15 protein-coding genes are annotated in these 15,682 nt (G+C 36.7%); 13 read left to right on the top strand and 2 right to left on the bottom strand.

Annotation, left to right across the window (positions count from 1 at the left end; genetic code table 11):
• The first annotated feature begins 166 nt into the window (after positions 1-166).
• Both POF52_RS10395 and POF52_RS10390 read left to right on the top strand, forming a co-directional pair.
• Complete coding sequence (locus tag POF52_RS10395) at positions 167-727, top strand: maltose acetyltransferase domain-containing protein (protein WP_271992440.1); 561 nt, start codon at positions 167-169, stop codon at positions 725-727.
• Positions 728-974: 247 nt separating this feature from the next.
• Positions 975-1,952, top strand: a complete 978-nt coding sequence (locus POF52_RS10390; RefSeq protein WP_016764075.1) for a ring-cleaving dioxygenase — start codon at positions 975-977, stop codon at positions 1,950-1,952.
• 150 nt (positions 1,953-2,102) lie between these two features.
• Here the strand turns inward: POF52_RS10390 and POF52_RS10385 are convergent, their stop codons facing one another.
• The gene (locus POF52_RS10385; RefSeq protein ID WP_013083117.1) at positions 2,103-2,609 is read right to left on the bottom strand and encodes a PCYCGC motif-containing (lipo)protein; all 507 of its coding nucleotides are present in this window, start codon (positions 2,607-2,609) and stop codon (positions 2,103-2,105) included.
• A 234-nt stretch (positions 2,610-2,843) separates the two neighbouring features.
• Here POF52_RS10385 and POF52_RS10380 point away from each other — a divergent pair, with 234 nt between their 5' ends.
• From POF52_RS10380 to POF52_RS10365, 4 genes are all read left to right on the top strand, one after another.
• Positions 2,844-3,698, top strand: coding sequence for an STAS domain-containing protein (locus POF52_RS10380; protein WP_271992437.1), 855 nt, complete (start codon positions 2,844-2,846; stop codon positions 3,696-3,698).
• 276 nt (positions 3,699-3,974) lie between these two features.
• Positions 3,975-4,172, top strand: coding sequence for a DUF3311 domain-containing protein (locus POF52_RS10375; RefSeq protein WP_013083119.1), 198 nt, complete (start codon positions 3,975-3,977; stop codon positions 4,170-4,172).
• Complete coding sequence (locus POF52_RS10370) at positions 4,172-5,665, top strand: sodium:solute symporter family protein (RefSeq protein WP_271992434.1); 1,494 nt, start codon at positions 4,172-4,174, stop codon at positions 5,663-5,665. Before POF52_RS10375 ends, POF52_RS10370 begins: the two co-directional genes overlap by 1 nt.
• A 226-nt stretch (positions 5,666-5,891) precedes the next feature.
• On the top strand, positions 5,892-6,059 hold the full coding sequence (locus POF52_RS10365) for a Fur-regulated basic protein FbpA (RefSeq protein ID WP_013057013.1): 168 nt from the start codon (positions 5,892-5,894) through the stop codon (positions 6,057-6,059).
• A 236-nt stretch (positions 6,060-6,295) separates the two neighbouring features.
• Here POF52_RS10365 and POF52_RS10360 read toward each other — a convergent pair whose 3' ends face one another.
• Complete coding sequence (locus POF52_RS10360) at positions 6,296-6,889, bottom strand: exonuclease domain-containing protein (RefSeq protein WP_013083122.1); 594 nt, start codon at positions 6,887-6,889, stop codon at positions 6,296-6,298.
• A gap of 233 nt (positions 6,890-7,122) precedes the next feature.
• Between POF52_RS10360 and POF52_RS10355 the strand changes: the two genes are divergently transcribed.
• The 7 genes from POF52_RS10355 to POF52_RS10325 all read left to right on the top strand — a co-directional run bounded on the left by POF52_RS10355 (position 7,123) and on the right by POF52_RS10325 (position 15,650).
• A complete protein-coding gene (locus POF52_RS10355) occupies positions 7,123-7,419 on the top strand; it encodes a hypothetical protein (protein ID WP_271992429.1) in 297 nt (98 codons plus the stop codon).
• A gap of 380 nt (positions 7,420-7,799) precedes the next feature.
• A complete protein-coding gene (locus POF52_RS10350) occupies positions 7,800-10,151 on the top strand; it encodes an immune inhibitor A domain-containing protein (protein WP_271992427.1) in 2,352 nt (783 codons plus the stop codon).
• Positions 10,152-10,375: 224 nt separating this feature from the next.
• Complete coding sequence (gene fumC / locus POF52_RS10345) at positions 10,376-11,755, top strand: class II fumarate hydratase (RefSeq protein WP_271992425.1); 1,380 nt, start codon at positions 10,376-10,378, stop codon at positions 11,753-11,755.
• 181 nt (positions 11,756-11,936) lie between these two features.
• On the top strand, positions 11,937-12,176 hold the full coding sequence (locus POF52_RS10340; RefSeq protein ID WP_271992422.1) for a hypothetical protein: 240 nt from the start codon (positions 11,937-11,939) through the stop codon (positions 12,174-12,176).
• Between the two features lie 26 nt (positions 12,177-12,202).
• The gene (locus tag POF52_RS10335; protein WP_271992420.1) at positions 12,203-13,099 is read left to right on the top strand and encodes a GH25 family lysozyme; all 897 of its coding nucleotides are present in this window, start codon (positions 12,203-12,205) and stop codon (positions 13,097-13,099) included.
• A 61-nt stretch (positions 13,100-13,160) separates the two neighbouring features.
• Positions 13,161-13,427 carry a hypothetical protein gene (locus tag POF52_RS10330; RefSeq protein ID WP_013083129.1) on the top strand — a complete coding sequence of 89 codons (267 nt, stop codon included), beginning with the start codon at positions 13,161-13,163 and terminating at the stop codon, positions 13,425-13,427.
• Positions 13,428-13,562: 135 nt separating this feature from the next.
• Positions 13,563-15,650 carry a PAS domain S-box protein gene (locus POF52_RS10325; protein WP_271992418.1) on the top strand — a complete coding sequence of 696 codons (2,088 nt, stop codon included), beginning with the start codon at positions 13,563-13,565 and terminating at the stop codon, positions 15,648-15,650.
• Positions 15,651-15,682: the final 32 nt, after the last annotated feature.

Raw genomic sequence — 15,682 nt, 5'->3', positions numbered from 1 at the left:
ATAAAAAGATTAAAAAATTAGCTTCCGGGAGTTATTAAATTAACTAATGTTTGCCTGGGGGGTGATAATCTCAGCGAATACCGGACAAAGGTTTAAAAACATGATATCGTGTAAGAGAATAAATCAGTATCGGTTAGAGAAGGAACTACAAAAAAGGGGATGCAAAATGAAAACAGAAAAACAAAAAATGCTGGATGGAGAATTATACCTTTCCGCTGATCCGCAATTAATAAAAGAACGTGAAAACGCTCGAAGATTAACAAGGCTTTATAACCAAACAACAGAAAGGGAAGAAGAAAGACGTGCAAACTTATTAAAAGAACTGTTTGGGTCTACGGGAAATTCTCTTTGCATAGAGCCTACTTTCCGCTGTGACTACGGTTCTAACATTCATGTTGGAGAAAATTTTTATGCTAACTTTGATTGCGTACTTTTAGATGTATGTGAAATAAGAATAGGAGATAATTGTTTTCTTGCACCAGGTGTACATATCTATACAGCAACTCATCCTTTGCATGCTCTTGAAAGAATTTCAGGAGCTGAGTTTGGAAAACGGGTAGAAATAGGAAATAACGTTTGGATTGGAGGAAGAGCCGTTATTAATCCTGGAGTGAAAATAGGCAACAATGCGGTAATTGCTTCCGGTGCCGTTGTGACAAAAAATGTTCCTGATAACGTGGTAGTCGGAGGCAATCCTGCAGTTATAATCAAGCATATTGAAAATTAAAGAATAAACAAAGAGCTTTTGAATTGTAAAAGCTCTTTGTTTTATACGATGTTTTATTGCCGATTTGGCTCGGCCTCATTTATAATGTTTTGGTTAAATGTAAAAATATACATATTTCCTTCCGAGATCATCCATACTTTATTGACAAAGGAAAATTAATTATGGTATATTATCTTTAATTAAAGATATTCAAATTAAAGATAAATAGCGAATGATAAACTAGACGATTTATCCGGAGGAATGTAGAATGAACCACTTAAAAGGAATACACCATGTAACGGCTATTACAAGCAGTGCAGAAAAGAATTATGAATTTTTCACATATGTGTTAGGCATGCGCTTAGTTAAAAAAACGGTCAATCAAGATGATATTCAAACGTATCATTTGTTTTTTGCAGATGATAAAGGCAGCGCCGGAACAGACATGACTTTTTTTGATTTTCCAGGTATTCCAAAAGGTTTTCACGGAACAAATGAAATTTCAAAAACATCTTTCCGCGTTCCAAATGATGCGGCTTTAGACTATTGGGTAAAGCGCTTTGATCGCTTAGAAGTAAATCATACGGGGATTCAAGAGCTATTTGGGAAAAAGACGCTTTCGTTTGTTGATTTTGATGATCAGCAGTATCAGTTAATTTCCGATGAAGGAAATCAAGGAGTTGAATCAGGCACTCCTTGGCAAAAAGGCCCTGTCCCTCTTCAATACGCTATTACGGGACTCGGTCCTATCTTTATTCGTATTGCCGAGTTTAATTACTTTAAAGAAATGATGGAAAAAGTCCTTTTATTTAAAGAGATTGCTCAAGAAGGAGATCTTCACCTATTCGAAGTAGGAGAAGGAGGAAACGGTGCGCAAGTAGTAGTAGAACACAATGAAAAACTTCCGCAGGCTCAGCAAGGTTTTGGAACTGTTCATCACGTTGCTTTTCGCGTAGAAAATCGACAAGCTCTTGAAGAGTGGATTAATCGAATGCCAAGCTTCGGTTTCCATACGTCTGGTTATGTGAATCGTCACTTCTTTGAATCGTTGTATGCAAGAGTGGCTCCGCAAATTTTATTTGAATTTGCGACAGATGGACCAGGATTTATGGGAGATGAACCTTACGAAACGCTTGGAGAAAAATTATCACTGCCTCCGTTTTTAGAGCCAAAACGTGCAGAAATTGAGAAGCTCGTGCGTCCGATTGATACAGTAAGAAGTACAAAAGAGTTTGTGAAAGAATAGTACACAAAAAACACTCAAATAGCTATTTGAGTGTTTTTTGCTGTTTCAAAGATGAACAAGCTTTCAAAACGCTAAAAAAGAACGTGTTTTTGATATTTTCTACTTTTATATATACCTGTCGCGAATGTTTGCTTAAAAACTGCCAATGCTCTACAAGGAAGGAGTAGGAGTGGGTTGTGCATAGCCTTCTTTATATTTTTCATCGATGTCTTTGCGGATATCTTTTATTGATTTGCCTCGGTTATAGTCGAGCATAGCTTTAGCTGCAATTTCTATACACAATCCGCACTTTGTTCCATGATCATCCCAGACAACTGCTCCGTTTCTTTTATTTTTAAAAATAAAGCAGTCATAGCTGTTTTTGTGATTCGCTTCCATGCCACATCCGCAGTAGCAAGGGATTTTTTCAAGTAGTTCACGATTTTTAGCAACGGATAGATAAACTAGTTTCATATCTTTAGGCTGATTCTTCAAAAACTGTGGCAAAACATCTGCTCCCGGAGTCTCTTCGCGAATATCAGCAACTGCAGCTTTGTGATGTTCATGACCTGAATGTGCAGAAGAGTTTGTGGCAGAAGAAGTTGTTGTATTGTTTGAACAAGCGGATAATCCAATACTTGTAGCGAGAATCCCCAACAAAATAATTGATTTTTTCAATACAATTAACATCCTTTCATGTGAAAATAAATGATAGTTGCATCATATACGGCAGTTTATCTATGTAGATAATTAAATACCTGCTTGTTTATATCTAATTCTCTATAAGTATGCAGAGCGGTTATCGTGTATGATAGAGATGGACGAGGAAAAAATATGAAGCATGAATTTATCATAAGGTGCGTTTTGTAAGTAATTGGACAGAAGGAGAAAGTGAAGGGAGGTTAAACAGTAGTGAGTGAACAAAATCAACGTCTTTTTGAATATATTTTAGAAAATTCAGCCTCTATCAGTGAAGAATGGCTGCGCCAAAGAAGTAATATTAAAGGATCGATTTACTCAAAGGACGCAGATTCTTCAGTTGAGAAAAAGCTGCGTGAGCAGCATCTTTATACGATTGAAACAATTGCGAGCGGCTTTCTTGACGATCAAAAGATTTTTAAACAACGTATGGTGAAATGGACGACGGAAGTAGTAAACAGCAGAATTAAATTTGATACGCCGATTTACGAGGTAGTAGAAGCGCTAAGCAAAACAAGAAAAATTATTTGGACGTATGTCAAAACATATAGTCTGATACATTCATCTATTACAAAAGAAGATATACTGTCTTGGAGCGAAGTTTATCATACAACATTTGATAAACTCATTAATGAATTCTCCGAACAGTATTATAAAATCACAAGGCAAAAAATAAGTCTTCAGCAAGAGCTAATCGACGAAACGAGTTTTCCTGTCATTCCAATTGTAGATCACATCGCGGTCTTGCCTTTAGTAGGGCTTATTGATGACATCAAAGGTGATTCTATTATCGAGGTTGTTCCAAAAAAGTGTGCAGAAAAACATATAAGGCATCTAGTCATTGACTTATCGGGTGTAAATTATGTAGATACGTATGTTGCTCACAAATTTTTTGATTTGATTAACATTTTGCAGCTGCTAGGCATCCATGCGATTATGTCAGGAGTGAGTCCTGACATGGCTCAGACGGCTGTTAATGTAGGAATTAGTTTTAATAAAATTGAAACGTTTGGACATTTAAAACAAGCTCTCTCTTCGCTTGGTGTAAAGAAAAAAGAAAAAGTATAGAAATGCTAAATCGAAACGGAATTGAGACCTTTGCTCTCCAGTTCCGTTTCTTTTTGTTTGTCTATATTCTGCTGCATTCAAAATCTTGTAAGCATGCCTTACAAACTCCTTTTCACATGGGGACAAATGGAAGATACTAAGGAACAAATAAACGGCGGTTTTCTATGCCAAACGTCTCGTTTAGCTCAAGAATGGAGGTGTAAAGAGAAGAATAAGAGAAGTACATAATGAGATTTAGATAAGTACTGATAAGCCGTGTGATTAAGGAGGAGTTCTATGAAAATAATTTATCTTCTTTGCTTGCTTCCGTTTGTAGGAATATTAGGTTTATTGCCTTTTGTTAACAAAGTAACGCCGTTTATTTTAGGGATGCCTTTTTTTCTCTTTTGGATTGTTATGTGGGTAATCCTTACGTCTTTTATTATGGGTATTGTGTACAAGCTCGATCCTGCTGTTAAAGGAGGAGATAAATAATGAATACCGCTCTGATTATTATTTTTGGTTTTTTACTTTTAGCTATTTATCTTGGAATTCGAGCTACGCGGGGCAAAAAAATGGATTTAGAACAGTGGAGCGTAGGCGGCAGAGGTTTTGGAACTGTTTTTGTCTTCTTTTTGATGGCGGGTGAAATCTATACTACTTTTACGTTTCTAGGAGGAAGCGCTTGGGCATATGGAAAAGGAGGGCCAGCGTTTTATATTTTAGCCTATATTTCTTTAGCGTACGTGCTAGGGTATTGGATTGGTCCGCAAATATGGCGATATGCGAAGCAGCATAAGCTCATGTCTCAGCCGGATTTTTTTGTTTCAAAATACAAAAGCCCGTTTCTAGGCATCGTTGTTTCATGCGCAGGGGTGCTGGCAATTGTTCCTTATATTATTTTACAGTTCAAAGGCTTAGGTATTATTGTATCTGAAGCTTCTTATGGCTCTATCTCTTCAACCGCAGCCATTTGGATTGGAGCCATATCATTAACGGTTTACTTAATGATATCAGGCATACATGGTTCCGCGTGGACGGCTATCGTTAAAGATATTATGATTTTTATTGTCGTCTTATTTTTAGGAATATATATGCCGTTTCATTACTACGAAGGCTTACAGCCTATGTTTGAGGCTGTGCATCAAGCAAATCCAACGTTTCTTACTCTTCCCAAGACAGGTCTAAGTATTTCGTGGTTTATTTCTACAGTCATGCTGACCGTATTAGGATTTTACATGTGGCCGCATACGTTTAATGCAACGTATTCAGCTGAAAACGAGAATGTATTTCGAAAGAATTCTATTATAAGTCCTATTTATACGTTAATGCTGCTTTTTGTCTTTTTTGTAGGGTTTACTGCTCTTATGCAGGTACCTGGACTACAAGGCGCAGAAGCGGACTTGTCACTGCTTCGTCTTTCCATTCAAACATTTGACCCGTGGATTGTCGGCTTTATTGGCGCAGCTGGTTTATTAACAGCACTTGTGCCTGGATCGATGCTTTTGATGGCAGCTTCTACGTCACTATCTAAAAACGTTTATGGCGTTCTTGTTCCCTCAGCGACGGGCAAACAAATTTCGATACTGGCTAAATACTTTGTGCCGGTCATTGCGCTTGTTTCAGTCTATTTTACACTTCATGGAGGGAATACGATTGTAACGCTTTTACTAATGGGCTACAGCATTGTGACGCAGCTGTTTCCTGCTTTTATTTTTAGTTTAATGAAAAACAATATCGTGACTAAATACGGGGCATGTGCAGGTATTGTTGCCGGCATTGCGTCTGTGATGTATATAACGATTACTGAAACAACGCTTGGCACGTTGTTTCCTTCGTTGCCACAAATCATTAAAGATACAAATGTCGGCGTTATTTCTTTATTTATTAATTTAGTTGTATTAATGGTGGTCAGTTTAGCAACGAAAAAAATCGCCGCACAGCCGCATTTTGAAAGCGGAGCAGTAGATGAAAAACAAATTTTGTGAAAATCTTTTTCCAATTGCGTTTTAAGAACACCATGAAGGGTATAAGAGTAGTGCATCACCAAAATGTTCAATATGGCTGCAAGACATAAGCAGCCTTCTCGATAAAATGTAACGATTGCGTTGTTTTTAAACATAGGTAACGAGTGTGAAAAGCAACAAGACGTATGCCACAAGCGGTGTACGTCTTTTCTATGAAAGATATTTACCTAAAAAAGGAGATGATAACATGACATCTGAAAAAGCATTTGAGCAAAAGAAAGATCTTTTAATGAATCAAATTATTGAATCGGGTTACTTTAAAGCAGAAGACGGGAGACATTTGTACGAATTGAATTTAAGTGAACTAGAACAAACGCATCACGATCTTCAAAATCAAAAAATAAGAGAAGTATAATTAAAATCTTCCAGATTATTAGAAATTCAGCTGATTTCGTATATGTGTGTAAATACCAGCTGTTCAATTTGTTCCTCCGCGGCTTTTTTTGCTTGAAAGCAGGCACTTTTCTTTTTTTTTCGGTGCGTTTACAGCCTCGCTGTTTCCAATCATACTCCTCAAACATATAACTCAACACTTAAGAAATAGGCAAATAAAAACAAAAAAAGCGCAGAAGCTGCGCTTTTTTTGTTGAGTTAAAAACGAGTGGAAGCCGCTGTTTTTTTAGGTTTGCTCATTGCTTTTTTTAGTACTTCAGAAAAATAAGGCTCTCCACTAGGATTTTGCTGTCTTAGCAAGTCAATGGTTCCTTTCACGTCATCCATAGCTCTGTGAGCGTGCTCTCTCTCAATATTATGATGATCAAGAAGCGTTGTTAGTTTTTTATTAGGAAAGCCGTACTCTTTCCATTTGACAGCACGCATAGAGCAGTGCCATTTTTGGTTAGATAAAGATGGATACCGTTTTAAAAGAAAACTGCGATCGAAAGAAGCATTATGAGCGATGATAGCCGAAACGCTAGTTAACAGCGATTCCACTTTTTTATCGTCTAATGTTTTATTTTTAACCATCTCATTTGTAATTCCCGTTAAGTTTGTAATGTACGGGAAAATGGGAGTTGAAGGCATATTAAATTCTTCATATTCTTCTACAATGTCGATTATTTCTCCGGTAGAAGAATCATAAGAAACAACAGCAATTGCTAGTTCGATAATATCGCATGTTTGCGCACTTAATCCCGTTGTTTCAACATCTAAAACGGCTGCTAGTTTTACTTGTTCAGTTGACAACTCGTCGCCCTCCCTTTCTATTTATCATTCTATTAGCTTATCATTTTTTAACAGAAAACGTTAGTAAAAAAGATGAGAGAGCAAGTACATGGATTTATTTTATACGTCCGCGTGGAAAAGGAATTTACTTTTTTAAAGGAGATGACGATTGAAAAGGAGAATAGTAATATTTACTCATCTAAATTAAGTCTTCATTGAAAATAATGAAATGAAGAAAGAAGGGGATCGTTATCATGCAATTGCTGTATATGGTACTTTTTCTTGTCTTAATTTTTTGGGGAGTTACATCTTTTATTCATTACAGGAATCAAACTATTAAAGTTCGTTTGAACAAGCATTATACGAATGCAGTAGAATGGATTGAAGCTGTTAAACAAGAGCTGGAAAAGAAAGGGAAATCTGTGAGTTATGAAGGGGATTTCTTGTTTAAAATTGATGAAAAACCTTATGAAATCGCAGCGCGCAATATGTCTATTTGGAGCATGTCGCTCTATCATATCTTGCTGCAGCGTCAAAAAGAACATTCTTAAATTTACTTGCATACAGAAATTATCGCTTCTCGTCTATTGAGAAGTGATTTTTTTATCTTTCTGTATCCATAATGGGGAATTTTTGTTTTTATATAATAGTAATACCGAAAAGATGGTTCTAATTTCCTAAAAAAATATGCTTCATATATTTTTAGATTTGGTTATCGATTTGGCATGGAATTTGCATATGTAAGAAGGGTTTATCAGACATTTTAATTGTCAGGCAAAGAAAACTAGTTACATACTATAAAATTATTTTACATTATCTACTAGAATCAAAAAATTTTAATAATATAGTAAAATGTAGTTGACCTTCCTAGTTTTAGAATATAAAATAAATCTTGCTAATAGTTTGAAAATTCTAAAATGGAGGGGTTTACTTGAAAAGCTGGAAAAAGATTTTGGGGACATCTTTTCTTGCCACAACTGTTACATTAAGCGGAGTGGGGCCAGTACTTATGAATGGAAGTGCTGCTTCAGCTAAAACCGCACAATCGGAGGAACTTCCAAGTTCACCAATTGATATGAATACAGTACCGGAAGAAAGATTGGCTAACGCACTGAAAAACCAAGGAGTTATTTCTCAAAGTGCAACACCGCAAGAAGTGAAGAAAGCCGTTACTTCTTACATAAACAAAAAAGATGCACATAAAGAGAGCATGAAGGGACATAAAGCTAGCAAAATTGATTTGAAAGCGAAAGAAATGCAAACAAAACAAAAAGAAAAGTTTCAACGAGGCGAATTTGCTAACATTAAGTCTCAAGGAAACAATTCGGGGAACGGGGTAAATGTTAAACCTGCAGCTCAGGCAAACTATAAAGGACAAGTGAGAAAAGATAAGGTTCTTGTTCTTTTAGTCGAATATGCAGACTTTAAGCATAACAATGTCGTTCAAGAACCTGGCTACATGTATGCAAAAGATTTTAACCGAAATCACTATCAGCAATTAATGTTTGGAAAGAAAGACTTTAAGCTATTTAACGGTAAAAAAATTAAAACGTTTAAGCAATATTATGAAGAACAGTCTGGAGGTAGTTACACAGTAGATGGAACGGTTTCTGACTGGTTAACTGTACCTGGAAACGCAAAAGAATACGGAGCAGACAATCCAGCGGGAGGAAACGATAATGCGCCTGGATCTAAAGGGCCTCGTAATCTTGTAAAAGAAGCGCTTGCTGCAGCAGCAAAAAGCGGCATTAACCTTTCAGATTATGATCAGTTCGACCAATATGATATCGATGGAGACGGCAACCGCAATGAGCCTGACGGCATAGTGGACCACTTAATGGTCATTCATGCTGGCACTGGGCAAGAAGCAGGTGGAGGTAAACTAGGAAACGATGCTATCTGGTCTCATCGCTCTACTTTGGGACAAGTGTATAAAGTTCCTGGAACAAACATGGCTGCTTATGATTATACAATTGAACCAGAAGACGGAGCAGTTGGCGTTTTTGCTCATGAATTTGGCCATGATTTAGGTTTGCCGGATGAGTATGATACACAGTATACGGGTCAAGGTGAGCCGGTAGGCGTTTGGTCAATTATGAGCGGAGGGAGCTGGGCTGGTGAAGTAGCTGGAACAGAACCGACAAGTTTCTCCCCGCAAAATAAAGAGTTTTTCCAAGCAAATATGGGTGGAAACTGGGCAAATATTCAACAAATCGACAGCAAAAACATTACAAAATCGGGCTCTGTGAGCGTGGTTGATCAAAGCGTGACAAAATCCAAACGACCGGGTATTGTGAAGATTAATTTACCTAAAAAAGCTGTTCAAGGGATTAAGCCTGAGTTTGGAAGCAACTACTACTACAGTAAGCGCGGAGACGATCTGCATACGACAATGACGACGCCAGAGTTTGATTTAACAGCGGCCAAAACAGCGACGTTCAATTATAAAGCGTTCTATGAAGTGGAGGCAGAATACGATTATTTATATGTAAATGCGATTCTTCCTGACGGTTCAAAAGTTCTGTTAGATACAATTGGTGATAAAGCGAATAATGCGGACGGTTCTGCTGAAACTTCCGGCGGAAACTGGGAAGATAAAAGCTATGACTTAACGCAGTTTAAAGGTAAAAAAATCAAGCTTCAATTTGAATACGTAACGGACGGAGGACTTGCTCTTCAAGGATTTGCACTTGATAATGTAAGTTTAGTAGTAAATGGACAAACGGTATTTACGGACGATGCTGAAGGAGCGCCAAAAGTAACGTTAGATGGATTTGAAAAGACAAACGGCATCAGCTATAAAGATAACTATTATTACCTTGAGTGGAGAAACTATGCAGGCAGCGATAAAGCACTTCAATTCGCGCGCGGTGCAAAATATAATACAGGCATGCTGCTTTGGTACGCAGATGAAAGTTACCTTGATAACTGGGTAGGACAACATCCGGGTGAAGGATTCCTTGGTGTAGTTGATTCACATGCTCATAAAGTTCTTTACTTTAATGTGAATGGGATTAGCACGACAGCAAATTCAAGCCGATATCAAATTGCAGACGCGGCGTTCTCATTTGATAAATCACCTGCTTGGTCATATTCTCATAAAACGTGGGGAACTATTTCATCTAAAGAATCAAATGGAGTTACAAGCTTCAACGACAAAAAATCGTATTTAGATGAAAGAATTAAAGATGCAGGCCGCTTGCTTCCTCAAAACGGATTGAAATTAGACGTAATTGGTGAAGCAAAAGACAATTCAGCTGGTGCTGTATGGATTCATAAATGAAATTAGACGTATTCGAAAAAAGATCTGAAGAGCGAATTCTTCGGATCTTTTTTTATGTTAGAAAATCAAAATAAACTATGAGCTAAATAATCAAAGTATTCAAGAGCGTTTGAAAAATAAAATAAAGGGAATTTTCAACAGTGAATAATTGTTATTATGTCATGAAATTCATCCATATAATCAATACTAATAGGTAAAGAAAATAATGAAAAGGAGTTCTAACTATGAGCTATCGTATCGAAAGAGATTCAATTGGAGAAATCAAAGTGGCAGAAGATAAACTATGGGGAGCGCAAACGCAAAGAAGTAAAGAAAATTTTCCAATAGGGATTGAAAAAATGCCGATTGAAGTAATACGCGCTTTTGCGGTTTTGAAGAAAAGTGCGGCTATTAGTAATCATAAACTAGGCAAACTATCAGCTGAGAAATCGGAAGCCATCGTGCAAGCTGCTAACGAAATTATTGAAGGGAAATGGAATGAACATTTTCCTTTAGTAGTATGGCAGACAGGAAGCGGAACACAATCAAACATGAATGTAAATGAAGTGATTTCCCACCGAGGAAACCAGCTAATAAATGGCGACGAAACGCTTCATCCAAACGATGATGTGAATATGTCACAAAGCTCTAACGATACTTTTCCTACAGCTCTTCATATTGCAGCTGTACTAGAAGTGGAAGATCAATTATTGCCTGCTCTAAAAACATTAAAAGAAACGTTCGCTGCGAAGCAAGAGCAGTTTAAAGATATTATTAAAATAGGTAGAACTCATTTACAAGATGCTACACCGCTAACACTAGGACAAGAAATTAGCGGATGGCATCATATGCTCGAAAAGAATGAAGAAATGATTAAACAAAGCGTAGAGTATATGAAGGAGCTAGCTATTGGCGGTACAGCTGTTGGGACGGGGATAAATGCACATCCCGACTTCGGCGATGAAGTAGCGAAAGAAATCAGCAGCACGCTTGGAAAAACATTTATCTCAGCACCTAATAAATTTTATGCATTAACAAGTCACGATCAAGTGGTTTATGCCCACGGTGCACTCAAAGCATTAGCAGCTGACTTAATGAAAATCGCTAATGACGTACGCTGGCTGGCAAGCGGTCCTCGAAGCGGATTAGGCGAAATTACGATTCCTGCTAACGAACCAGGAAGTTCTATTATGCCTGGAAAAGTAAATCCAACTCAAAGTGAAGCTCTAACAATGGTTTCTGCACAAGTATTTGGGAATGACGTGACGATTGGCATCGCGGCTAGCCAAGGAAACTTTGAATTAAATGTATTTAAGCCGGTTATTATTTATAATTTTTTACAATCAGTCAGATTGCTGACAGATTCCATGCAGGCTTTTAACGATAAATGCGCAGTAGGAATTGAACCCAACAAAGAAAAGATTCAGCATAATCTAGAAAATTCTCTTATGCTTGTAACAGCATTAAATCCGCACATAGGTTATGAAAATGCGGCTAAAATCGCCAAGTTGGCTCATCAAGAAGGAACGACATTAAAAGAAGCAGCGGTCAAAACAGGCCTTCTGACAGAAGAACAATTTGAGCAATGGGTAAATCCCGCTAATATGATTCATCCATCAAAATAAAAAAAGAAGCCAAGTATTCTGAGCTGCTTGGCTTCTTTTTAATAAATATTAATAAAATAAACATTGTTCTAAATAAACATTTAAAAAGAAACTGCGAATTAAAAGAAATTTTACACTGCCTTATACTAGATTCAAGTACATACGATTAGGGTATTTACATTCTTATAAAGGAGGGATTCAAGTGACGTACGAAGTGAAGTTTTATTTTGGAAATGAAAAATCAATCAGTACATTGGTTGAATCAGAAAATGTAAAAGAGCTTGAGGAATCTATTATTCATACGCAAGGATGGTATCGTTATTATGACAAAAAACATGAAGCTTATTTAGCTATTCAAATGAGCAATGTTTTACACATCGTTATAAAAGAATACCGGGATCCGGAAAAAACAGGGGTTTTGAAAGATTCGTCGTATACATAAGGAAGCTAGCAAAAGAGGTGAAAACTATGCAAAGGCGACATTCAAATAATCCTATTATTCTCGACGTTTCTCATCATCAAGGAATCATTAATTGGAAAGAAATAAAAAACACCTCAGTAAAAGGGGTGTATATAAAGTTAACAGAAGGCGGAACTTTTGTAGACCCTAGATCCTATGAAAATTATATAGGTGCCAAAAATGCGGGCTTGAGAGTAGGGTTTTATCATTATGCTCACTGTACAAATAGCCCGGAGAAAGAAGCTGCTTTTTTTATTGCTCAGCTTGGACAAATGAAACTAGACCTTCCGCCGTGTTTGGATCTAGAAGAAGATAAGAAAAAATCTAAAGAATTTGTTTCTCACTTTGCCGTAAGCTGGCTCGAGCATGTTCACAAAACAACAGGAATTAAGCCTATCGTATATACGAATTATCATTTTGCTAAAACTTTTTTCACAAACGAAATAAGTAAGTATCCTTTGTGGGTAGCAAGATATAGTGCGGCCAACAGACAAGGCGGTATGCAGCACCCTGGTGAGCTAAGTCAGTGGCAGCGATGGGCAATGTTTCAGTATACGGATTCTGGCAGAGTAAAAGGAATTTCTACAAATGTGGATATAAATGAAATGGACTGCTCATTTTTTAAAGAAGTCACAACAAATCTCTCTATGACGAATAATACAAAAGGACCCTTTGTGTATTCCAAAGGTGATAGAGGGTTAGGAGTCAAACAAATTCAGCAAAACTTACTTGCGCTAGGTTTTTCTCTTCCGAAGTTTGGAGCAGACGGTTTCTATGGAGATGAATTAATCGCTGCAGTGAAAAAATTCCAGAATCGGTATGGCCTTTTTTCAGATGGAATAGCAGGAGCGGACACACTGCCGATTCTTGTTAAAGAAGTGAATAATCTGAATAATCTGGTTTGAGAGATTACCTGAGGGGGAAAAGTTACTGTAAGATTCAAAAAGGTACAAGGAAGGAGCTATTATGAGAAAAAGAAAACAAAAAGCATTGATATCAGGTATTACGCTATCAACGGTAGGAGTCGGCATTACGTCTTATATATTAAGCGATGCTGCGAAACGACGGAAAGTAAAAGGACTTGTTCGAAGTGCCAAAGTAAAACTTTCAAGTTTATCTAAAAAACAGCAGGTAAATGCTAGCTTAAATAAAGATGTGCATTCAGATCCTACGTACGTTTCTGAAAGCAATATGATTTCAGAAGGACCTATGTATCAAGATCAGCATAGATAATAAAAAAACTAGTCTTGCCTCGGGCGAGACTAGTTTTTTTATTAATTTTATAAATAGCAGCGTTTATTCATGGTACACTCTCTATATAAGGGAATTATTTTACGCATATTTACAAGTAAAGGAGGAATAGAAGGAGTGATTAGTAGCGGATTATTTGTTAACTTATGTATTTTTTCGTTTTTTGTCAGTATTATGATTGCGATAAGAATATTTTTGTTACAGCGTCTAGCCCATAAATACAAATGGATGAGTAGTATTTATGCAAGTATTGTTTCTGCTATTCTTATGGTATATAGCGTTACGTATCAACAGATTACATATGATTTACGTTTTCTTCCTCTTATTTTGACCGTTCTATATTTTGGTTATAGAGCCGGTGCAGTTGCAGGTATCACTATGGCCGTGTGCAGTATCTATTTAGAAAGTCATTGGTTACTGACTATCTTAATTTTAATTTTTACCTTTTTGTTTTCCCTTCCTCTTATTCGATATAGAAAGCAGTTTTCTTTATTAAAACAATCTCTTCTTTGTTTCTTTATTCATTTTATCGTTCATGTCTTACTGACAAATTACTTCTGGAATACACCTATTCAGTCGCCGTTTTATAGCGAAATAGAATATTTAGTGTTCGGAATTCTCGGACTGGGAGTAGCCGTAGCGACGATAGAATTTTATCGTAAATTTTACGCTGTAGCAGAAGAAGCTGCTTATGCTGGATCAGATTCATGTAAGGATGAAGAAGATTCTTTTTTTGTCAGAATAATGAAAAAAGAATTAGAATATACGAAAGAACAGCTGGAGTCTTTTATTAATCATCACATGGATGCGGTTATTATAACTGATTTAGAAGGGCGAATCTTGCGAGTTAATGAAGCTTATGAAAAAGTGTATGGCTGGAAATCCCATGAAGTCATTGGGGAAAAATATTACGATATAGCAGGAGCTTTTAGTGAGGATGTACATGAGAATATAAAAAAGACTGTTGCTGAAAAAGAGGCAATCAATCGAGTAGAAGTTGTAAGAGCTCGTAAAGATGGAAGTTTAGTAGACCTCCGTATCACCATTTCTCCAATTTTTAATGGGAAAGAAGAGTTGGTAGGTTTGTCTGGAGTATGTGTGGATATATCTGAAGCTAAAAAAGCAAAGGAAGAGCTTGACTTGCTGCATCGTAGGCTTAAAGAAAGTGAGTTGAAATATCGCACGTTATTTGAGTACGCAAACGACGCAATTTATTTACTTGAAATAGGATCGGATCATTTTCCTTCTCGTTTTGTTGAAGTAAATGAAGCTGGATGTAAGCGCCTTGGATATACGAGAGAAGAGCTTTTATCCATGCCTTGCCACGATATTATACCTAGAGATTCTGACATTGTTCAAAAAACAGTCGAAGAAATTCGCAACGGAAATCTTTCTTTTACGCTGCAATCACAGTTTACGTTTAAGTCCGGCGAAATAAAAAAAATAGAATATAGTGGTAAGTTGTTCAATATAGAAAACAAAAAAGTGCTTCTTATTGTTTCAAGAGACAGAACAGAGTACTTAAAAACAGAAGAGCTGCTGCAGAAATCTGAGAAATTAGCAGCGGTCGGGCAGCTTGCTACAGCTATTGCTCATGAAATTAGAAATCCTTTAACAGCCATCAAAGGGTTTATGCAGTTATTAACTGAAAAAGCGAGTAAAGAAGAGTTAACCTATATGAATATTATATCCTCTGAAATTGAGCGGATTGAAATGATTACAAATGAATTCATGTCTGTGGCAAAACCACAGGCCGTAACATTTCAGTCGATTGATTTGCAGCTGTTAATTCAACAAGTGATTTTATTGTTGCAGCCTCAAGCTACCATGAAAAACATCTTTATTGAACTTAACTCATATGGAGAAATGCCTTTTGTATATTGTGAAAGCAATCAAATGAAACAGGTGTTTATAAACATTCTTAAGAATGCGATTGAAGCAATGCCTTCCGGAGGAGAAATTAAAGTTGAGCTGAGAAAAAAGGACAACAATCATATTCATATTCAAATTATTGATGAAGGTGTAGGAATTTCAAAAGAACGCATCAAACATTTAGGTGAACCATTTTACAGTATTAAAGAAGACGGAATCGGGTTAGGGTTAATGATCTGCTTTAATATTATCCAACAGCATCAAGGAACTCTTAGTATTGACAGTGAAGTAAGCAAAGGGACGAGTGTAGAAATTTGTTTACCGTTAGAATAAAAGGTAATCAGTCAAAGGGAGAAGAAATTTTG

It is taken from the genome of Priestia sp. AB (assembly GCF_028369225.1).
GTDB lineage: Bacteria > Bacillota > Bacilli > Bacillales > Bacillaceae_H > Priestia > Priestia megaterium.
The sequence above is the reverse complement of the archived record's forward strand: the minus strand, read 5'-3'. Positions and strand labels throughout refer to the sequence as shown.